Source organism: Acetobacter estunensis, assembly GCF_019083805.1.
Classification (GTDB): domain Bacteria; phylum Pseudomonadota; class Alphaproteobacteria; order Acetobacterales; family Acetobacteraceae; genus Acetobacter; species Acetobacter estunensis_A.
In genome coordinates, this window is record NZ_JAHRDV010000005.1 from 25,026 (window position 1) to 46,772 (window position 21,747).

Genomic DNA, 21,747 nt, shown 5'->3' on the forward strand with positions numbered 1-21,747 from the left:
GTTCAATCTTAAGTTTGTTTTTTCGTGCTGTCCTCCGGTCCCGTCCGGAGGAAGCCGATGATGAAAAACTTTGCTCGTGCCGCGTTCACACTTGCCTGCCTCACCGGCCCTGCGGTGGCACAGGATTACTCGAATGCTCCATCCCGCACAGCCTCCCAGCATTGGGACTATACTACGGGCGGCCAACCCGCCCCCGTGGGCGATACCTATGAGAATTATCCGCCACCGCCTACGCAGGTCATCGTCTCACCGGGCATGACGGGAGGCGGCTGGGGATCGGGTTCTTCCAATGGCAGCTACGGAGGCGGTTATGGCAATACCGGGAACGGAGGCTCCGCAACCGTTCAGCAGGGCGGTGTGGGATGGGGCAATGTGGGACAGGGAAATATCGGGGCTAGCAATATAGGTGCCGGAAATATCGGCGTTCGGCAGCCATAAGCGGCAGCAGCGCCTTTTCAGGGTTAATAAAATGTGAAAACTAGAGTGGGTATTCACAGGACGAGACTGGACAGATCACGCGATGTTAACGGACTGCGTTGCCCCTTATGGCCTCACGGAATGGGACCACTTTCGACCAGCCCTCAGTGTGGCGGAATACGCTGTCTTTTACCCCCGGCACGATCATTACGGCTCTCTTCCCTGGGGCATCTATGATCTCAACGGTCGTCTCAATGCCCGGGCAGCCCTGATTCAGGAAAAAAGCAACCTTGGTCATGGCCAGGAATGGATCGCGGCCAGTCCCCGTTGCAGCATGGACATGCCGGAAATCGAAAGTGCCGTTTACGGTGGCATGATCGGTCTGCATTATGGCCACACATTGCTCGAACTGCTGCCGCGCCTGTGGTACCTGCGTAATGTCGCTGCGCCATCTTCAAAAATTCTTGTCCATTGCGGTCCGGGTCTGGCAACGGCTTGGAACACTCCATGGTTCAAAGAACTGATGGAGCTGATCGGCATTTCTCCCAGCGACCTTCTCTCTCCCACGACCACAACTCTTGTCCGCCGTCTTCTGCTTCCCGAGCCGACATTTCAGATCAATCATTTCTGCATGAAGGAATTTATCGCCTTCACCAACACCATCGGTGATCGCGTCGCCCCTTCGACCGACGAACGACCGGTTTTTCTCACCAAGAAAAATCTTTCCGGAGGCGTGCTGAACTGCGTGAACGAGGATGAGTTCTGCGCACGGCTCGAATCTCGCGGGTTTCGGATTGAATCGCCCGAGAATCATACATTGCGCGAGCAGATTGCGTTTTTCCACAATCCGGCAGGCGTGGCGGGCATGCTCGGATCGAACATGCACACCAGCATCTTCAGCCGCAAAGCGTACGGCCTTGTCCTGCATGTCGTGGCTCACAACTCAAACTCGTTCTACCTTCTTGACGCCTGTAATCAGGCGGATTTCCGCTACGTTACCAGCCCATCCATCACCGAAACGGAGGCCGCGCCCGGATTCCGACACAGCTTCCGCATGGAAGATCCTGCAAAGTTGGCCGACGCCTTCACCGATGCTTTCTTTGCTCAACAGACAAAAATACAGGCCAAAAGACAGGCTAGTCGCACGTCGAAACAGTCTACTCCCATGACCTTTTACGCTGTCCGCAATGAAACCGAAGAATTTCTCACGGCACGTCATGCCGACGGCAAACTGGTCGTCTCAAGCAAGGCTTCGCCTCTTCTCTATCCCATCATCGCAGCGCTGGGACAGGACGGCGATGTAGAACTGTTCGCCGAAGCGCCAGCGCCTTTTCCCATCACTGCGTCAACCACCAGTCGCTGGGCCACCAGCATCTCCGGTCGCCTGACGCTTGAAGACGTTGAAGGTGTTCGCCAGTCCGGTATCCAGCACAATGGACGATGGCTTACCCTCCCCCCCCACAGCGATGGCGCCGAAGCCTCGTTCCGCGCTGAAACCCAACTTGGATGGGAATGCGTCACATTCGTTGAACTCTCTCCTGAGCGCATACAGGCCGCACAAAAGCTATACGACCAGCTTCATGGCCGTCGTCAGCAGGCGGCGCGCGTCTCCGGCGGCTTCCTGATGGCCTGACGCCCTGTAAAACTTCGCAACGCACCCTATATTCTCCGGTTGGACCACAAGGGATACCGACCGGACCATGACCGCACGACCAGTCTCCTCTTCCGCCATCCGCGTGAAGGGAGCGCGCGCCCACAATCTCCGCTCTGTTGACGTGGATATTCCGCGTGACCAGCTGACGGTCATCACTGGCCTATCCGGCTCCGGCAAGTCATCGCTGGCCTTCGACACGATCTACGCCGAGGGCCAGCGCCGCTACGTGGAAAGCCTGTCCGCCTATGCCCGCCAGTTCCTCGAACTGATGGGCAAGCCGGACGTGGACTCCATCGAGGGTCTCTCACCCGCCATCTCCATCGAGCAGAAAACGACGTCCAAGAACCCGCGTTCGACGGTCGGCACGGTCACCGAAATTCATGATTACATGCGTCTGCTCTGGGCGCGCGCGGGCATTCCCTACTCACCCGCCACCGGCCTGCCGATCGAAGCCCAGACCGTCAGTCAGATGGTGGACCGCGTCATGGCCATGGAGGACGGCACGCGGCTAATGTTGCTGGCCCCGGTCATCCGTGACCGCAAGGGGGAATACCGCAAAGAACTGGGCGAACTTCAGCGCAAAGGCTTCTCGCGCGTGAAGGTGGACGGCACTCTTTACGAAATCGAGGACGTGCCGAACCTCAACCGCAAGCTCCGCCACACCATCGAAGTCGTTGTGGACCGCGTGGTGGTGAAACCGGGCATCGAGAGCCGTCTGGCCGACAGTTTCGAGACGGCACTGGACCTTGCGGATGGGCTTGCCATCACGGAAGAAGTGGTGCGCGACAGCAAGGAAGATGGGACACGCACGGTCTTTTCCTCGCGCTTTGCCTGTCCCGAAAGCGGCTTCACACTCGAAGAGATCGAGCCGCGCCTGTTCTCCTTCAACGCGCCGCAAGGGGCATGTCCGGCCTGTGACGGCATCGGCACCGAGACGTTTTTCGATCCGGATCTTGTCGTGCCGGACGAGAACCTCTCTCTCGCCCAAGGCACCATCGCTCCATGGCGCGGCCAGCGCACGCCTTTTGCAGAAGACATTTTGCGGTGTGTCGCCAAGCATCTCGGCATCTCCATGGACACACCATGGCGCGATCTGCCGGATGAAGCACAGGACGCCATCCTCAACGGCACGGCCGAGGAGGTGCATTTCACGTGGAAAGACGGCTATCGCAGCCAGACAGACACCAAGAAGTTCGAAGGGGTCATCCCAAGCCTCGCACGGCGGATGAAGCGCACTGACAGCATCTGGGAACGTGAAGAACTCTCGCGCTATCAGTCGGATAAGCCCTGTCATGTCTGTCATGGCGCGCGCCTTCGCCCCGAGGCGCTGTGCGTGAAAGTGGCCGGACGCACCATTGCGGAAGCCTCCGACTTTCCCATCCGTGAAGCACATGAATGGTTCGCCACCGTTCTGCCCACGCTGACGCCGCAACGTGCCGAGATCGCGCGGCGTATCCTGCGCGAGATCGAGGAACGTCTGAAATTCCTGGTCGATGTCGGACTGGATTACCTCACCCTCTCTCGCGGCTCCGCAACGCTCTCGGGCGGCGAAAGTCAGCGCATCCGTCTGGCCAGCCAGATCGGCTCCGGCCTGACGGGCGTGCTGTATGTGCTGGATGAACCCTCCATCGGTCTGCATCAGCGCGACAACGAGCGCCTGCTCGGCACGCTGGAACGGCTTAAGTCACTGGGCAACACGCTGATCGTGGTCGAGCATGACGAGGACGCCATTCGCAGTGCAGACTGGCTGATTGACATGGGACCGGGCGCGGGCGTGAAGGGCGGCACTGTGGTCGCCAGTGGCACACCGGCAGAAGTCGCGAAATGCAAGGACAGCCTGACCGGTGACTATCTCTCCGGTCGGCGAAAAGTCCCTGTTCCTGCCACGCGACGTCCGTTCGATCCCAAGCGCCTTATCACTGTGCGCAACGCCACGGGCAACAACCTCCAGGGCGTGACCGCTCAATTCCCGCTTGGCACCTTCACCTGCATTACGGGGGTGTCCGGTTCGGGCAAATCCACGTTGGTGATCGACACACTTTACAAGACACTGTCACGCCGTCTGATGGGTTCCTCACAAGTGCCGTCTCCCTGCGATGGCGTGGACGGGCTGGAACAGCTCGACAAGATCATCGACATCGACCAGTCCCCTATCGGGCGGACACCACGCTCCAACCCAGCCACCTATACGGATCTGTTCACGCCCATTCGCGACTGGTTTGCCGAACTGCCGGAAAGCAAGGCGCGCGGCTACAAGCCGGGACGTTTCTCCTTCAACGTGAAGGGAGGACGGTGCGAGGCCTGCCAAGGTGACGGCGTGCTCAAGATCGAGATGCACTTCCTGCCCGATGTGTTCGTCACCTGTGACACCTGCAAGGGCGCGCGCTACAATCGCGAAACGCTGGAAGTGAAGTTCCGGGGCAAGTCCATTGCAGACGTGCTGGCCATGAGCGTGGATGAAGCCTATCCGCTGTTCGAGGCGCAACCGCGTATCCGCGACCGCCTGGCCATCCTGCAGAAAGTGGGTCTGGGGTATGTGGCGCTGGGACAGCAGGCCACCACACTTTCGGGAGGTGAGGCGCAGCGCGTGAAGCTCTCCAAGGAACTCGCGCGACGCGCCACGGGGCGGACGATGTATATCCTGGATGAGCCGACCACCGGCCTGCACACCGAGGACGTGCGCAAGCTGCTGGAAGTGCTGCATGCGCTGGTGGATCAGGGCAACACCGTCGTGGTGATCGAGCACAATCTGGAGGTCATCAAGACCGCCGACTGGATCATCGATATCGGTCCTGAAGGCGGTAGTGGCGGTGGGCGCGTGGTGGCGGCCGGAACACCGGAGGACATCGCCGCCTGCCCGAAAAGTCATACGGGACGGTTTCTCGCGCCGTTGCTGGATGAGGTGCCTGCACTCCCCACGCCTCCGAAAAAACCTTCCACCATAAAGAAGAAAACCACTCCTTCCGCGAGCAAAAGCAAGTCCCGGACACGGAAAAAGGCCTGAACACATGGACACGTCACGCCCCCCATTTCCGCCTTTTACACGTGAAACCGCCATCCAGAAGGTGCGCGCAGCCGAAGATGCGTGGAACAGCCGCGATCCGGAGAAGGTCGCTCTGGCCTACACGCCCGACAGTTACTGGCGCAATCGCACGGAATTCGTCACGGGACGGGGGGAGATTGTCGCGTTTCTGACGCGCAAATGGGCGCGCGAACTGGAATATCGGCTCATCAAGGAACTCTGGGCTTTTGAAGAAAACCGGATTGCTGTGCGCTTCTGCTACGAATGGCACGACGACAGAGGCAACTGGTTTCGTTCGCATGGCAATGAAAACTGGGAGTTTACGGAAACTGGTCTGATGAGTCGTCGCTTTGCCTGCATCAACGATCAGGTGATCCGTGAAGAAGAACGACTATTTCACTGGCCACAGGGGCGACGCCCGGATGACCATCCCGGGCTGAGCGATCTGGGACTCTGAGCGAACCTCCCGTCATCACACTCGTTATTGAAAGACGCAGCAACAAACAGGGAGAGCGTTCATGTCACGCTTTATCGGAGATAACGACGCCCCGAACCACGCAGGCGAAGGCAAGCACGGTCAAGCCCGCGCCATGACGGAAGCGGCTCTTCGCGCCGAGGAGCGCGGCGAACAGGCGGAGGCCGACCGCCTCTTCGTGCAGGCCGAGAACACCGATCCCGAAGCCGTGGCCAATGTGCTGGAAGAAAACCGTGACCAGCCCTCACGCTTTCACATACGTGCTCCAAGGAGCACCGATTTCGGCGATGACGCTGCAGTAGCGGCCATTACTCGCACGATAGAGCCGAACTCGGATGCGCCCGATCGGGCGGGCATCACCGACAATGGTAGCGGGGCGGATTCCGAGCGGCGGTGAAGCCTTTCAGCCGAAAAAGCTGCGCATCATCTGGTGCGCAAAGAACGGCTCCACGAGGTATTGCAGCACCAGCAGAATGACCAGCGGCGAAAGATCGACATTGCCGAAGGACGGCAGGACGTTGCGCAGCGGTGTCAGCACGGGCTCCACGATAGCATTGAGGAACCGTCCAACCTGCCAGACGAAACGGTTGCGCGTGTCGAGCACACCGAAAGCGTAGAGCATGCTGAACACACAGTAGATGATGATCACGAACTCATAGAGCCGGGTCACCGTCAGAAGCAGACGCCACAGATCGTACACGAAAACTCCGTTCATTCCGATAAAACAGGAAGGCGGCCCAACAGGGCCTGTAGGCGCGGAGCCTACAGGAGAGGCCGTCCTGCGCACAATATAAGCGGGAGAACAAACCCACTTGACAGGGAGGAAGCGCCCGTTATGTATCCGAACGGTAAGGCGGGGCTGTAGCTCAGATGGGAGAGCGCCTCGTTCGCAATGAGGAGGTCAGGGGTTCGATCCCCCTCAGCTCCACCAACCGCCTTATGTCTTCAAAACAATAAGAACATCAATGGACACGGAAAATTTTGCCGTTTCCTGTGTCCGATCAGGACCATCCGCCATGTTCGGCAACAAAGCCTTCTCCCTGCTCACACGCTATGCTCTGGCGCACCAGATTGATGAATGGGGCTGGACGATCGGTGAACACACCTATGGTTCGCCCACCGTTATCGAAGCCGAGCAGGCCGGGTTGGAGATCGGACGCTTCTGTTCCATCGGGCCGGAGGTGCTGCTGATTCTGGGCAACCACCGCTCGGACACCGTGACGACCTATCCCTTCAAGACGCTTTCGCATTTCTGGCCGGAAGCGAGCGTGGCAGAGAATGACCATACCTCACGCGGCAATATCGTCATCGGTCATGATGTGTGGATCGGAGCGCGGGCGATCATCACCTCCGGTGTGACCATCGGGTCTGGAGCCATCATTGCGGCGGGCGCCATCGTGACGAAAGACGTGCCACCCTACACCATTGCGGGTGGCAATCCCGCGAAGACCATCCGACACCGCTTTCCTGCTGAGATCATTGATCGGCTGCTGGCTATCGCTTGGTGGAACTGGCCGGAGGACGTCATCCGCGAACGCCTGCCCAAGCTGATGAGTGGCGATGTACAAGGGTTTGTGGCGGCTTACGGCGGGTAGAAGAATCCTCTCACGACGCTCATATTGTCCCGACAGGTAAGCCTGGACCATCGAACATTGACCCAGACCTTCCCCCCAAGCAGGACTATTCCACCACAAGTTCCACACCCAACCCGCGCAGCGCATCCCAGTAACCGGGCCATGTCTTGCCCACGCAGGCAGGGTTCAGGATCGTGATGCCGTCGATCAGCAAGCCGGTCAGAGCAAACGCCATGGCAATGCGATGATCGGAATAGGTCTCGATCCGGGTCGGGCGTGACTGTCCGGCCAGTGTCGGATCACCATTGACGATCAGATCGTCTCCCTCCTCCCGCGCCAGCCCCTGACAGATCCGGTTCAGTTCAATGCTGACAGCGGAAATCCGATCGCATTCCTTCACCCGCAGATTGCGAATCCCCACAAACCGCACCGGCGTCTGATTGAAAGCCGCAAGCACGGCCAGTGTCGGCACCGCGTCCTGCATCTGCGAGCCATCGATCTCGGCGGGCATATGCGGAAACAGCGTCATCATCTGCCACGCCTTCGCGTCCGGCTGCGAGAACGCCATCGGGTCCAGCCCCACATCGATCCCGCCCCCCGTCAGCACGCCTGCCGTCCAAGGGTAAGTCGCGGCGGACGCATCCGGTTCGATGTAGAAATCCGTGGCGGCATAAGGCTTGGGCTGCACACGCCACCGCATGGCGCCCTCTGCCTGCACCTCTCCACCAAAAGCCTGCATGGTGGCCACGGTCAGATCGACATATCCCCGCGCGTCCAGCCCGCTTCCCTGAAGCGCAATCTTCACAGGCGCGTCCGCGCAGCCTGCCGCCATGAGCACGGCCGAGACATACTGGCTGGACAGACCGGCATCGATGCGCACCTCTCCTCCCGCCAGATGGCCCGTGCCCTCCACGGTTACGGGGGGACAGCCCGTTGGCGCGGAGGCTTTCACGCCGAGAGCCGAGAGCGCGGACAGAAGCGGCCCGATGGGGCGCTTGTGCATGTGCTCGTCACCGTCCAGCACAACCTTGCCCGGCACGCGCGCGGCCACGGCGGCCGTGAGAAACCGTACCGCCGTGCCTGCATTGCCCAGAAACAGCGGAGCCTCCGGCACGCCCAGCGCGCCCGTTCCGGTCACGACGAAGCTGGTCTCCGTCGGTTCCTCGACCTGCACCCCCATCTGCTGGAGGGCTCTCGCCATATAGCGCGTGTCGTCACTCTTGAGCGCGCCTGTCAGATGGCTGCGACCTTTGGAAAGAGCGGCCAGAAGCAGGGCGCGGTTGGTGATGGATTTGGAGCCGGGAAGTTCCAGCTTTCCCCGCAGCGGGCGACCGGGAGGAACGATGCGGATGGCGGAAGCGGCAACCATGAACTCTCTGTCCTGTGTCGTGTGATACCGCGTTCTACCACAAAACCGCAGGAATACCGGCTCCGATACAAAAAGGGCCGTTCCGCCTTTACGCGAAACGGCCCTTTCCCTGAAGTGCCTCAGCCGTCTTCTTCGTCAGGGCCATCCATCATGGCTTCCGCCACGACACCCGCCTGTTCACGCACCTTCTGCTCGATTTGCTTGGCGATTTCCGGATGATCGCGCAGGAACTGCTTGGCGTTCTCACGCCCTTGCCCTACGCGCTGGCTGTCATAAGAGAACCACGCGCCGGATTTCTCCACCACGCCCGCCTTCACGCCAAGGTCGATCAGTTCACCCATCTTGCTGATGCCCTCGCCATACATGATGTCGAACTCGACCTGCCGGAACGGCGGGGCCATCTTGTTCTTCACCACCTTGACGCGGGTCTGGTTGCCCACAACCTCGTCCTTGTCCTTGATCGCACCAATGCGACGGATATCCATACGCACCGAGGCGTAGAACTTCAGCGCGTTGCCGCCCGTCGTCGTCTCGGGGTTGCCGAACATCACACCGATCTTGAGACGGATCTGGTTGAGGAAGATCAGCAGCGTGTTGGAACGCGAGACCGTGCCCGTCAGCTTGCGCAATGCCTGACTCATGAGACGCGCATGCAGGCCGACATGACTGTCGCCCATGTCGCCCTCAAGCTCGGCGCGCGGCACAAGGGCCGCCACACTGTCCACCACCAGCACATCGATTGCACCGGAACGCACGAGTGTGTCAGCAATCTCGAGCGCCTGCTCACCGGCATCGGGCTGACTGATGAGCAGGTTGTCGATGTCCACACCCAGCTTGCGGGCATACCCCGGATCGAGCGCGTGCTCGGCATCGATGAAGGCACAGGTGCCCCCAAGCTTCTGCGCCTCCGCGATCGCATGCAGGGCCAGCGTCGTCTTGCCCGAACTCTCAGGGCCGTAGATTTCGACAATGCGCCCGCGCGGCAGACCGCCGATGCCCAACGCGATGTCCAGCCCCAGCGACCCCGTTGGGATCGCGTCCGCCTGCTGGTGAGGGCGCTGGCCGAGCCGCATGATGGACCCCTTGCCAAATGCACGCTCGATCTGGCTTAGCGCCCCGTCCAGAGCCTTCGTCTTGTCCATTTCCATTCCTCGACCCCCGATTTCCCGCTCCGGCTTCGTCATGAACGCAAGCAGCGACGGCATTTCGGGCATGTTGATCATACCGGCTGACGAGTCTGTCACAGGCCTGACCTCTCGGGCAATGCGCGGAACGGGGAATTGCACCCGCCTGCGCCTATGTTCCTTGCAGAATGCCGAAATCGGACGGCCCTTTTCGGACGCCGTCCCTCCGACGCAAACGGCTTGTTAATAAAGCGTTCGCCTTTGTTCTCTTTTGGAACATAGGGAGAACAAAGGCAAGAAAAATCCTACCGTCTGCCCGCTTTGCCCATCAGAACACCGGAAAACAGGCCGCCTTCGGTGCAACCGTCGCCGCTGTCTGCCCATGCGCCGCCAGACGCTCGGCCACGAATCCGCTCGCTTTCACGTCCTCCACGAAGTCCTGCAACCACGCCCGCGCGGCCTCCCGGCCCTTCGGTGTGCCGATGCCCTGCTCAATGGACGTGAAACGACCGTCCAACACCCGGTAGCCCGGATGCTTCGCTGCCCAGGCCGCGAGCGGCTGGCGCACACCCGCCGCAGCCTCCAGCCCCGACTCCACAAACAGGTCGATGGCCGCCGGCGAGGTCGGGGCGCGCTCAAGCGTCGCGTGTTTCAACGCACGCGAGAGAAACAGATCGTACGCCGCCCCTTTACCGACCGCTATGCGCACTCCTTCACGATCCAGATCCGCAACATCATGGAAGGGCGCGTCCTCCCGTACCAGATACGTGCCCTCGATCACCACATAGGGAGCGGTAAAGAGAATCTCCTCAGCTCGTTTCGGATCGACGGCGAGAAACATCAGATCCAGCCGCCCTGTCGATACCGCCGTCGTGACGTCCCCTGCGGCGGCAAATGCCTCAAACAGCACGTCCACCTTCAATCGCCGCGCAATCTCACGCGCCAGATCGACAGATACCCCCGCGACATCCCCATGCTGGGCATCCCGTTGCGCCAGAACGGGGTTGCCCAAATTGATGGCCGTGCGGATGACGCCTTCCGGCGCCAACTCCCTGATGACGGTCTCGCGGTTCATGAATACCTCCCTGCCGGCCGAATTGTTGTTCTTGCTGCGCGTCAGGGTTTGCGACCGGCGCTTATAACGCGCGGACGTGAGCGTGGCGGTGTAGCGGATGTAAAGTCGAGAGATTTAGAGTCACGTTGTAGGGATGAGGAAACGCGCATTCTCCGGGCGCTCCCCTCATCCCCCAACTTCAACCTCAGACTGATGTGCCGGGCTTCAGTTCGTAGGCCTTCTTCACAAGTTCAGCGCGCTGTCCGAGACCTTCCGCACTTTTGCGCGTCCAGACCTTGTCCATCATCTGTCGCTGCTGACCAATGATCGCCTGTGGTTCCACGTTACGATAAGTGCCGATCTTCCCGGTCAGGACACCAATCGTGGTCTCAATCACAGGCTCCGGATCATACTGCTCATGCGGAAAGGCGATCCGGCTGTAATCGAACACCCGCTCCGACGGGTCATCACACCAGCCTTTCCATGTCTCGAACATCCGATCGTTAAAACCCGTCAAGAACGGCCCCGGATTGACCGTGGCCACCTCGATTCCGAACTCTTGCATTTCCAGATGGAGCGCCTCAGCGATCGCTTCGATCGCATGTTTGGAAGACGCATAGGCACCGGCAAAGGGATCGGTGGTCAGCCCGGCGACGGACGACATGAACACCACTTTGCCCTCTCCCCGCTTGATCATGCCCCGCAACACGATCTGCGTCAGCAGGACCGGTCCGACGATGTTGACTTCATACTGTCGCCGCAGGTTCTCAGCCGGAATGTCCGCGACGGCCCCACCTTCTGAAATACCGGCATTGTTGAGCAGAACGCTCACGTCCCAATGCTCCGCCTTTTTCCGATCCCCTTCGCATGTCACGTCAAGAGTTTCGATGCGAAGCTTTACGCCACGGCGTTGCGCTTCCTTCTCCAGCGCATGAATCTGGGGCGGAACCTGCACGGCCGCGATCACATCTTCTCCCTGCGCGGCAAGTCGAAGAGCTGTTTCCGCTCCAAAACCGGAGCCGGCACCTGTTATTAGGATCGTTTTCATATCAGCACCTTTTCACATAATGGAATGCACCCGACACTCCAGCCCCGCATACATCGCGGCCAGATCGGGAAACGTGCCTAAACAACGGATGGGGAAAGACAGTAGTTCCTGAAAAATCCAAGAAAGACAGGAATGTCTCTTTCACTTTCGACGCCGAGCGGGCCGAAAAGAACTTAAAAGCTGTCGGAATGTATTCTTCATGACACTGCCACGTTCCGGATCGGCTGGCAGCATGCTTAGGAAATGCCAAGCCTGTTCCATCGTGACATGCGGCGGGAGGGGCGGCACATCAGGATCGGTGCGGGCCTCCAGAATGACAGGCCTGTCAGCGGCCAGCGCCTCATCCCACGCCGTGCCGACTTTTTCCGGATCATCCACATAGATACCCTTCAGACCAAGCAGTTCCGCATATTTATGATACGGGAAATCCGGTATCTTCTGTGTAGAGTTCGTCTTTCCCGCGCCAAGTTGAATGCGCTCTTCCCATGTCACCTGATTAAGATCCTGATTGTTCAGAACGAGAACGATCAAATGAGGTGTTTTCCATTGCCGCCAATATTTGGAAATCGTGATCATTTCATTCAGACCATTCATCTGCATGGCCCCATCTCCCATGCAGGCAATCACGGTCCGATCCGAATACGCCATCTTGGCGGCGATGGCGTATGGCGTTCCCGCTCCCATCGACGCCAGTCCACCAGAGAGCGATCCCATCATGCCTTCCCGCAACCGGATGTCACGGGCATACCAGTTCGCCACGGAACCGGAGTCACTTGTTATGATCGCCCGGTCCGGCAGGCGGGCAGACAGTTCACGGAACACCCGCTGCGGATTGAGCGGCTTCGCCTCCGTCATGGCGCGCGCATCGAGAACATTCCACCATTGCGCGACATCCTTCTCGATTTTCTTCTGCCACGTCCGATCTGTTTTGCGAACCAGAAGTGGCAGAAGCGCACGCAAGGTTTGCCGGGAATCACCCTGAAGATTGATCTCCATAGGGTAACGCAGGGACAGATTGTTCCCATTGATATCGATCTGAACGCCTCTGGCCCGTCCGGGCGCAGGCAGGAATTCACTGTAAGGAAAGCACGAGCCGACCATCAGCAATGTGTCGCATTCCTTCATCAGATTCCATGAAGGTTTCGTGCCCAGAAGTCCGATCGATCCCGTCACAAAAGGAAGGTCATCGGGAACCGCGGCTTTGCCAAGAAGCGCTTTTGCAATTCCGGCTCCCAGCACATCCGCCACGGCAATCAGTTCCTCCGTGGCCGCGAGAGCCCCGGCGCCCGCAAGAATCGCGACTTTGCGCCCTGCATTCAGAACCGCCGCAGCCCGGCGCACACCCTCCTCATCTGGGATACCGCTCTCTACCGGAAATCCCACGCCCGTATGGGTGTAACCATGCGCCATGGAAGGCTCTTCATAGGGAAGCAGTTGCACATCATTGGGCAGAATGACGCAGGTGGGAGACCGCGTGGCGGCGGCAATGCGCACCGCCCGGTCGATCAGATGCCTCACCTGCGCAGGAACCGAAGCCGTGGCCACGAATTCACTGGCCACATCCTTGAACAGCGCCTGCAGATCCACTTCCTGCTGATAGGCGGCCCCGATGGCGGAGCGCATTTGCTGGCCCACAATGGCCACGACCCCGACATGATCGAGCTTGGCATCATAAAGACCGTTCAGAAGGTGAATGGCACCCGGCCCCGATGTGGCGTAACACAGCCCGACCTGCCCGGTGAACTTGGCGTGAGCGCTGGCCATGAAAGCCGCCATTTCTTCATGACGGACCTGCACAAACTCCGTACCTTCTTTCAGCGCCGCTTCCAGCGCGACATCCAGACCGCCCACCCCGTCACCCGGATATCCATAGACACGGACAAGCCCCCATTCCCGGAGGCGCCTCCAGACGAATTCACTGACATTCATCCTATTTCTCCGAAAACTGGTGCGACGCGTGTGTCACACTCCATACGCTTCCGGATTTGATGCGTTCCTTGCTTTGAAAACGAACTTTTCAGAACCGAAACCGTGTTTGACGTGGAATCAAAAGCTTCGACGACCAGCGCATCCTATGTTCGAAAAAACCGATCCTTCTTGAAAACTTTTCTATTTATATTTGAAACTTTCCTATCTCCATCTTCTTGAGTCCTCACCGGATCCGAAAACAGCCTGACATCGAACACACATGAAAATGAGGTCATGTTTTCAGCCGGAACAGAAATGGAGTCTTCAGTATGTTCTACAATCACGAAAATCGTCATCCCATCGCATACGCTGCCGACCGCTCGGGAGAAAGCGCCGGAAGCCACAACGCTGGGAACTTCGCTGAAAATCGCGAGAAAGCTTCTGAGGCCGGTCGCAAGGGGGGGCACGCCAGCCACGGAGGTCATGACAGCACCACAACTCACGAAAAAGCCCAGCACAATCCGGGGAACTTTGCAGAAGACCATGAAAAGGCCGTAGAAGCCGGTCGCAAAGGCGGACAGGCCAGTCATGGGGGGCACGGCTCTGAAGCCTCCCATACAGAAGGAGCGCACAAGTCCGGAAACTTCGCAGACAATCCGGAAAAAGCGGCCGAAGCAGGCCGCAAGGGTGGGCATGCCAGCCACAAATCCTGATAACGCCGTCATTGCGCCGGAAGCATGCTCGTCATGCTTCCGGGCAGTCAAACAGAACGATTACAATCGTCAGGTTTTCCGAACGTTCGAATTGATTATTGGGGTGATGCTTTTCCCAGAAAGAGCCTATCCGCAAATATCAGCCCTAGAGCATCTTAAATACAAAACCTCTGAGAGTGGATTTGAATGAACCACTCGCATGAAACGCGCCATTTCAGGATAACGGTATAATATGTATGCCCATTACCCTAAACAGCTTCGTAATTTCTGGTGCTTTCGTTCAGATGCGAGCATCGTGGTGACTGTCAACGATCTCTCTCAGGAAGTCGTGCCGCCCACCGTCAGTCCCGTCATCTTGAGCGTGGGCTGTCCCACACCCACCGGCACGCCCTGCCCCGCCTTGCCGCACGTGCCAATACCGGGATCGAGCGCCACATCGGACCCAATCATGGAGATTGAGGTCATGGCGTCCGCACCGTTCCCGATCAACGTTGCTCCCCGCACCGGAGCCGTCACTTTGCCGTCCTCGATCAGATACGCCTCGGACGCCGCGAACACGAACTTTCCGGAGGTGATATCCACCTGACCACCACCGAAATTCACGGCGTAAAGCCCACGTTTTACGGAACGGATCATGTCTTCGTTGGTTGCCTGACCACCGAGCATCAAGGTGTTGGTCATACGCGGCAACGGCATGTGCGCGTAGGACTGGCGACGGCCATTGCCTGTGGGAGACGCTCCCATCAGACGCGCATTGAGACGATCCTGAATGAAACCGGTCAGGATGCCATCCTCGATCATCACCGTGCGGCCCGTAGGCGTTCCCTCGTCATCCACGGTCAGGCTGCCCCGCCGGTCGGGGAGCGTGCCGTCGTCCACCACCGTCACACCCGGGCTGGCCACGCGCTTGCCCATCAGGCCAGAGAACATGGAGGTCTTCTTGCGGTTGAAATCTCCCTCCAACCCATGGCCCACGGCCTCGTGCAGGAGAATGCCGGGCCAGCCGGAACCGAGCACGATTTCCATCTCGCCCGCCGGAGCCGGACGCGCATCCAGATTGACCAGTGCCGTGCGCAGCGCCTCGTCCACCGCCCCGCGCCACGCATTTTCCTCGATCAGCTTCGTCAGGCTGTAGCGTCCGCCAAAACCGTGCGTGCCACTCTCGCGCCGCCCGTCCTTTTCCACCACGACCGAGACGTTCAGCCGCACCAGCGGGCGCAGATCCGCCACGCGCGTCCCGTCCGCCCGCACGATCTGCACGGCCTGCCATTCGGACGCGAGGGACGCCATGACCTGCACCACGCGGGCATCGCGCCCCCGGGCATAGGCATCGATCTCTCCCAGCACAGCGGCACGGCGTGCAAAATCCGTCTCGTGCAGTGGGTTGATGTCCGCATAAAGGCGCGTGTTCGTGGAGCGCGGCGGGGGCGCCATCACGCCAGTGCGGCCATTGCGAACCTCGCGCACGGTCTCACCCGCGCGACGCAGGGATTTCGCGCTGATCTCATCCGAATGGGCAAAACCGGTTTCCTCGCCCAGCACGCTGCGCAGGCCAAAACCGCTGGATGTGTCGAAAGACGCGGAGCGGATCACGCCATCATCAAGCGAGAGCCCTTCACTTTCGCGGTATTCCAGAAACAGCTCGCCATCATCCATGCCGGCCAGCGCGTCGGCCGTCAGCGTCTGCGCTTCATCACGACCAAGGCGGGAAGCGGCCCGCTCAAAGAACAGATGATCGGTCGCAGCCAGCGGACCAAGACCGGCTACGGCGGACTGAGCGCGGGAAGGGGCGTTCGGGGTTGAGGCATCGGACGACATGGGCAAGACTCCCGCAAGAACGGGCAGCGGGTCGGCAAGCGCCGGGCCGTTCACCACCCTGATACGTCTTTGTGTCATACTCGCTTTCGTCACCGACAGAAAAGTCGGATGACGGACGGACCCCATCGGGGCCTCCTGCGTTTCTCTCCCAGCCGGGCCATGACGCTACGAAGAAAGGACATCATTTGACGCGTAGGACCGCGCATATCCGCTTTTCCCGCTTTCTGGCTTCCGGCATCCTTGCCCTCACCGCCGGAAGCGCGCTTGCCCCCGCAGCTCACGCCCAGACGGCAGGAGAGACGATGACGGTTTCGTCCGATACCGCGCCGGTCACGCCCGAGGCTGCCTCCCCGGACGATGTGCCCGTGCTGTTGCACCCCGCCATTATTCCGCCTCCACAAGCCGCGCGCCTGCCCGAACATCAGGATCTGCGGCCCCCCTCCATCATTCTCGACGGACTGTTCGACGCCATCGGACGGGCACGCATCTTTACCGATGCCAAGGCCGCCGCCGATGCCTATCCCAACCGGCCGCCCGAGGAGATCCTCGCCGCATGGCGCAGCCAGAACGATCAGCCAGGCTTCGACCTCAAGACCTTCGTGGCAACATGGTTCACCGTCCCGGCCATCGTCTCGGCTGCGTATCAGCGCACTCCGGACGAAAGCGTGCGCGACTACATCTCGGGCATGTGGGACGTGCTGACACGTCAGCCGGACACTCCTGTGCCGTGGTCCTCGCTGCTGACGCAACCCCAGCGCTACGTGGTGCCGGGGGGGCGATTCTCGGAGCTGTATTACTGGGACAGCTACTTCACGATGATCGGCCTCTATGAGGACAACCGCGTCGATCTTCTGCGCTCGACCTTTATCTGCCTCGCCTCCATGATCGACCGTTACGGGCACATCCCCAATGGGGCGCGCACCTATTATCTGGGACGCTCGCAACCTGCCTTCTTTGCGATGATGCTCGATCTGCTGGCCCAGCATGATGGCAAAAGCATCTATGTGAAATATCTCCCCGAACTCCAGAAGGAATATGCCTACTGGACGGACGGGGAAGCATCGCTCAAGCCCGGTCAGGCGTGGCGACATGCCGTCCGGCTGCGCGACGGCAGCTTCCTGACACGTCCATGGGACGATTTCGATACGCCGCGTGATGAGAGTTACCCGCAGGATATCGCCACAGCACGCACCACGGATCGTCCCGCGCACGAACTCTGGCGCGACCTGCGCGCAGGTTCCGAGACAGGATGGGATTTCTCCTCGCGCTGGCTGGCGGACGGACACACGCTCTCCACCATTCGCACCACCGATCTTGTCACGATCGAGATGAGCGTGGCCGTGGCGCATCTGGTGCAGACACTAGCGAAAGCGCACGAACTGGCCGGCCACAAGATGCAGGCCCGACACTACGCTGCCGAAGCGGCCCGGCGCGTGGCGACCGTTCAACGTGTCTTCTGGGACGCTGAACGCAAGGCGTTCATCGATTACGACTGGAAGACCGACACCCACACAGGCGTTCTGTCCGCCGCCACTGTCGTTCCGCTGTTTTTCAACATGGCCACCCCCGAACAGGGTCATGCCGTGGCGCAGACGGTGCGGGAGTCTCTGCTCAAACCCGGAGGCATCGCGGCCTCCACCGTCACCAGCGGGCAGCAATGGGACGCCCCCAACGGTTGGGCGCCTTATCAGTGGATGGCTGTGAAGGGACTCTCGGCCTACAAGGAAGACGCTCTGGCGGAAGACGTCGCGCGGCGCTGGATGACGCGCGTGATCGGCACCTATGAAAAAAGTGGTGTTCTGCTTGAGAAATACGATGTCGTCAGCCCCACCATTCAGAAGGACGGCGGCACGGGCGGTGGCGAATACCCCATGCAGATCGGCTTCGGCTGGACCAATGGTACGCTGGTCGGGATGATGAACCGCTATCCGCGCCTGACGCAGCAGATTCTCAATCACAACCCACAGGCCGGTCAGGAATCCAAAATCGAGGATACGCCGGGCGACGGCCTCCAGCCCAATGCCCCACCCATCGCAACGGTGGTGCATCCAACGCTCAAGGGGCAGGCTGCCTCACAGGAGAGCGTGCCCCGCGATGGCGTGCCGCTTTCTCCCGATCACCCCTGACGCTGTCGATACATTTCGCTCATGAAAAAAGGCCTGCCCCGAACGGGAGCAGGCCTTTTTCAGTGAAGCGGGACCGAATGTTCAGTCCTGCCCTTCGAAGAAGCTTTTCACACGACTGAAGAAACCGGCATGTTCCGGACTGCTTTTGACATGCTCCCCCGCTTCCTTCTCGAATTCTTCAAGAAGTTCGCGCTGGCGCTTGGTCAGATTCTGTGGGGTCTCCACCACAACCTGCACATACATATCCCCGCGTGAGGAAGACCGCAGGACGGAGAAACCTTTGCCCCGAAGACGGAAATGCTCGCCGCCCTGCGTTCCGGCAGGGATCTTCACCTTGGCGCGCGAACCGTCCACAACCGGCACCTCGATCTCGGTGCCAAGCGCGGCCTGCGTCATGCGCAGCGGCACGCGGACATAGATGTTGGAACCGTCACGCTGGAAGAGTTCGCTGCGCTGCACGGCAACATGAACATACAGATCGCCTGCGGGCGCACCCTTGCCCCCGGATTCACCCTCGCCCGAAAGGCGGATGCGCGTGCCGTCCTCGATCCCGGCCGGAATGGCCACTTCCAGCGTACGGGTGGTTTCAATGGTGCCTTCGCCATGACATGAGGCGCAGGGGTCTTTCACCACGCGGCCTTCCCCATGACAGGTGGGGCATGGACGCTCGACCACGAAAAAGCCCTGCTGGGCACGCACCTTGCCCGCGCCGTGACAGGACGGGCAGACCTGAACGCCAGCCTCGCCTTCCTTGGAGCCGGTGCCCTCACAGGACTCGCACAAAATGCGGGTGCGAACGGTGACAGGCTTCTTCACGCCGCTGAAGGCTTCCGCCAGCGTGACCTCGACCTGCACCTGAATGTCGGAGCCGGCGCGCACAGCACTGCCGCCCCCGCGACGGCCCATCATGTCGCCGAACATCTGCTCGAAGATGTCGCCCAGACCGCCGCCTGCGAAACCGCCGCCGAAGTCGAAGCCGCCCGGTCCACCACCGCCGCCATTGGTGAACGCGTCATGACCGAAGCGGTCATAGGCCGCGCGTTTCTGCTCGTCCTTGAGGACGTCATACGCCTCGTTGATTTCCTTGAAGCGCGCCTCGGCCGCGCCATCTCCCGGATTACGGTCCGGGTGATACTTCATGGCCAGTTTCCGGTACGCCTTCTTGAGCTCGTCAGAGGAGGCTTCCCGAGAGACTTCCAGAACAGCGTAATAATCCAGTTTGGTGGCCATCTAGTTCCTCATGAGTGGGATGAAAGCACAAACGCCCGCTCCCTGAACGGAGCGGGCGTCTGGGACCCTCGGAGAGCACAAGACCGCCCTCCCGTGAAGTGACGGAGCGGGACAGTCCCACCCCATCACGGCATATCCGCTCAGGACTTCTTGTTGTCGTCGATTTCCTCGAAGTCGGCGTCGACAACCTTCTCATCGGGCTTGGCGCCGCCAGCAGCGGCACCTTCCGCCGCACCCTCGGCACCCTGACCGGCCTTGTAGACGGCCTCACCGACCTTCATCGCCGCCTGCGTCAGACGCTCGGAAGCTGATTTCAGCGTGTCCGCGTCCGAACCTTCAAGAGCCGATTTCACAGCCTTGATGGCCTCTTCCGCCTCGCTGCGGACATCGGCCGGAACCTTGTCGCCACCCTCGGAGAGCGACTTCTCGGTCTGGCTGACCAGCGCATCGGCGTTATTGCGGGCCTCGACCTGCTCACGCTTCGCCTTGTCAGCTTCCGCGTTTGCCTCGGCGTCCTTGACCATCTTGTCGATGTCGGACTCCGACAGACCACCAGAGGCCTGGATCTTGATCTGCTGCTCCTTGCCAGTCGCCTTGTCCTTGGCCGACACGGAGACGATGCCGTTTGCGTCGATGTCGAAGGTCACTTCAATCTGCGGCACGCCACGCGGAGCCGGAGCGATGCCCGTCAGGTCGAAGTTGCCCAGCAGCTTGTTGTCAGCCGCCATCTCACGCTCGCCCTGATAGACCTTGATGGTCACGGCGCTCTGGTTGTCTTCCGCAGTCGAGAAGGTCTGGCTCTTCTTCGTCGGGATCGTGGTGTTGCGATCGATCAGACGGGTGAACACGCCACCCAGCGTCTCGATACCCAGCGACAGCGGCGTCACATCAAGAAGCAGCACGTCCTTGACGTCGCCCTTGAGCACCGCACCCTGAATGGCCGCACCGATCGCCACGACTTCGTCGGGGTTCACGTTGCGGGCTGGTTCCTTGCCGAAGAAGGACTTCACTTCCTCGATCACCTTCGGCATGCGAGTCATGCCGCCGACGAGGATAACCTCATCGATCTTGGACGCATCCAGACCCGCATCCTTCAGAGCCGCCTTACAGGGCTCAAGCGTGCGGGCAATCAGATCTTCCACCAGGCTCTCAAGCTTCGCACGGGTCAGCTTGACCACGAGATGCTTCGGACCCGACGCATCCGCCGTGATGAACGGCAAGTTGATCTCAGTCTCCTTGGAAGAAGACAGCTCGATCTTGGCCTTCTCGGCCGCTTCCTTCAGACGCTGGAGCGCCAGCTTGTCGCTCTTGAGGTCGATGCCCTGATCGCGCTTGAACTCGCTGGCAAGGAAATCGATGATCCGGTTGTCGAAGTCTTCACCGCCGAGGAACGTGTCACCGTTGGTGGACTTCACCTCGATCACGCCATCGGAAATCTCGAGGATCGAGACGTCGAACGTGCCGCCACCAAGGTCATAGACCGCAACCGTGCCGCCGTTCTTCTTCTCGAGACCATAGGCCAGAGCGGCTGCCGTCGGCTCGTTGATGATACGCAGAACTTCGAGGCCCGCGATCTTGCCCGCGTCCTTCGTGGCCTGACGCTGGGCGTCGTTGAAGTACGCCGGAACGGTGATGACGGCCTGCGTGACCTTCTCGCCGAGATAGGACTCCGCCGTCTCCTTCATCTTGCCAAGCACGAAAGCGGAAATCTGCGCCGGAGCGTATTTCTTGCCGCGCGCTTCCACCCATGCGTCGCCGTTGTCACCCTTTACGATCTCGTAGGGGACGAGCTTCTTGTCCTTCTGGACGGTCGGATCGTCGTAACGACGGCCGATCAGACGCTTGACGGCATACAGCGTGTTGGTGGGGTTGGTGACGGCCTGACGCTTGGCGGCCTGACCGACCAGCATCTCGCCACCTTCGGTGAAGGCCACCATGGACGGCGTGGTGCGCGCGCCTTCGCTGTTCTCGATAACCTTCGTTTCGTTGCCTTCACGGACGGCGACGCAGGAGTTGGTCGTACCGAGATCGATACCGATAACCTTGCTCATTATGTCTTTTCTCCTTCAGCGGCGCCACCCGACCCGAAGCATCGGGCGACACCCTTCAATTTATCGTGGCAAACCCTCGGAAAACCGAACGGGTTCACCTCTTTCCCTACCGATGTAGGAGGCCCTCACAGGGGTTTCAAGAGGACCGCAACCCCCTGAGCACC

17 protein-coding genes and 1 tRNA gene are annotated in these 21,747 nt (G+C 60.2%); 9 read left to right on the top strand and 9 right to left on the bottom strand.

Annotated elements, in window-relative coordinates:
• Positions 1-57: 57 nt before the first annotated feature.
• The 5 genes from KUA11_RS07790 (at position 58) to KUA11_RS07810 (ending at position 5,965) form a co-directional block, all read left to right on the top strand.
• Positions 58-438, top strand: a complete 381-nt coding sequence (locus tag KUA11_RS07790) for a hypothetical protein (RefSeq protein ID WP_254454770.1) — start codon at positions 58-60, stop codon at positions 436-438.
• An 82-nt stretch (positions 439-520) separates the two neighbouring features.
• Positions 521-2,050: a glycosyltransferase family 61 protein gene (locus KUA11_RS07795; RefSeq protein ID WP_217409767.1), complete on the top strand. Its 1,530-nt coding sequence runs from the start codon at positions 521-523 to the stop codon at positions 2,048-2,050.
• A gap of 67 nt (positions 2,051-2,117) precedes the next feature.
• Complete coding sequence (uvrA, locus tag KUA11_RS07800; RefSeq protein ID WP_217409768.1) at positions 2,118-5,075, top strand: excinuclease ABC subunit UvrA; 2,958 nt, start codon at positions 2,118-2,120, stop codon at positions 5,073-5,075.
• 4 nt (positions 5,076-5,079) lie between these two features.
• Positions 5,080-5,550 carry a nuclear transport factor 2 family protein gene (locus KUA11_RS07805; RefSeq protein WP_217409769.1) on the top strand — a complete coding sequence of 157 codons (471 nt, stop codon included), beginning with the start codon at positions 5,080-5,082 and terminating at the stop codon, positions 5,548-5,550.
• A 61-nt stretch (positions 5,551-5,611) separates the two neighbouring features.
• Entirely contained in the window at positions 5,612-5,965 is a 354-nt protein-coding gene (locus KUA11_RS07810; protein ID WP_217409770.1) for a hypothetical protein, read from the top strand.
• A 6-nt stretch (positions 5,966-5,971) separates the two neighbouring features.
• On the opposite strand, the gene KUA11_RS07815 is transcribed toward KUA11_RS07810, so the two are convergent.
• Entirely contained in the window at positions 5,972-6,283 is a 312-nt protein-coding gene (locus KUA11_RS07815) for a YggT family protein (RefSeq protein ID WP_194303337.1), read from the bottom strand.
• A 140-nt stretch (positions 6,284-6,423) separates the two neighbouring features.
• On the opposite strand from KUA11_RS07815, the gene KUA11_RS07820 reads away from it, so the two are divergent.
• A tRNA-Ala gene (locus tag KUA11_RS07820) sits at positions 6,424-6,499 on the top strand.
• Between the two features lie 85 nt (positions 6,500-6,584).
• Positions 6,585-7,163, top strand: a complete 579-nt coding sequence (locus tag KUA11_RS07825; RefSeq protein ID WP_217409771.1) for a CatB-related O-acetyltransferase — start codon at positions 6,585-6,587, stop codon at positions 7,161-7,163.
• Between the two features lie 85 nt (positions 7,164-7,248).
• Here the strand turns inward: KUA11_RS07825 and KUA11_RS07830 are convergent, their stop codons facing one another.
• The 5 genes from KUA11_RS07830 to KUA11_RS07850 form a co-directional block, all read right to left on the bottom strand.
• Positions 7,249-8,511: a 3-phosphoshikimate 1-carboxyvinyltransferase gene (locus KUA11_RS07830; protein ID WP_217409772.1), complete on the bottom strand. Its 1,263-nt coding sequence runs from the start codon at positions 8,509-8,511 to the stop codon at positions 7,249-7,251.
• Positions 8,512-8,630: 119 nt separating this feature from the next.
• Positions 8,631-9,653: a recombinase RecA gene (recA, locus tag KUA11_RS07835; RefSeq protein ID WP_242006366.1), complete on the bottom strand. Its 1,023-nt coding sequence runs from the start codon at positions 9,651-9,653 to the stop codon at positions 8,631-8,633.
• A gap of 310 nt (positions 9,654-9,963) precedes the next feature.
• On the bottom strand, positions 9,964-10,710 hold the full coding sequence (locus KUA11_RS07840) for an ABC transporter substrate-binding protein (RefSeq protein ID WP_217409773.1): 747 nt from the start codon (positions 10,708-10,710) through the stop codon (positions 9,964-9,966).
• Positions 10,711-10,894: 184 nt separating this feature from the next.
• Positions 10,895-11,737: an SDR family oxidoreductase gene (locus tag KUA11_RS07845; RefSeq protein ID WP_217409774.1), complete on the bottom strand. Its 843-nt coding sequence runs from the start codon at positions 11,735-11,737 to the stop codon at positions 10,895-10,897.
• Positions 11,738-11,878: 141 nt separating this feature from the next.
• Complete coding sequence (locus KUA11_RS07850) at positions 11,879-13,666, bottom strand: thiamine pyrophosphate-requiring protein (RefSeq protein ID WP_217409775.1); 1,788 nt, start codon at positions 13,664-13,666, stop codon at positions 11,879-11,881.
• Between the two features lie 308 nt (positions 13,667-13,974).
• Here KUA11_RS07850 and KUA11_RS07855 point away from each other — a divergent pair, with 308 nt between their 5' ends.
• Positions 13,975-14,358: a con-10 family general stress protein gene (locus KUA11_RS07855; protein WP_217409776.1), complete on the top strand. Its 384-nt coding sequence runs from the start codon at positions 13,975-13,977 to the stop codon at positions 14,356-14,358.
• Between the two features lie 318 nt (positions 14,359-14,676).
• Here the strand turns inward: KUA11_RS07855 and tldD are convergent, their stop codons facing one another.
• A complete protein-coding gene (tldD, locus tag KUA11_RS07860) occupies positions 14,677-16,176 on the bottom strand; it encodes a metalloprotease TldD (protein WP_217409974.1) in 1,500 nt (499 codons plus the stop codon).
• Between the two features lie 185 nt (positions 16,177-16,361).
• On the opposite strand from tldD, the gene treF reads away from it, so the two are divergent.
• Entirely contained in the window at positions 16,362-18,302 is a 1,941-nt protein-coding gene (gene treF, locus KUA11_RS07865; protein ID WP_254454771.1) for an alpha,alpha-trehalase TreF, read from the top strand.
• Between the two features lie 81 nt (positions 18,303-18,383).
• Here the strand turns inward: treF and dnaJ are convergent, their stop codons facing one another.
• Positions 18,384-19,532, bottom strand: coding sequence for a molecular chaperone DnaJ (gene dnaJ / locus KUA11_RS07870; protein ID WP_217409777.1), 1,149 nt, complete (start codon positions 19,530-19,532; stop codon positions 18,384-18,386).
• 140 nt (positions 19,533-19,672) lie between these two features.
• On the bottom strand, positions 19,673-21,583 hold the full coding sequence (gene dnaK / locus KUA11_RS07875; RefSeq protein ID WP_217409778.1) for a molecular chaperone DnaK: 1,911 nt from the start codon (positions 21,581-21,583) through the stop codon (positions 19,673-19,675).
• Positions 21,584-21,747: the final 164 nt, after the last annotated feature.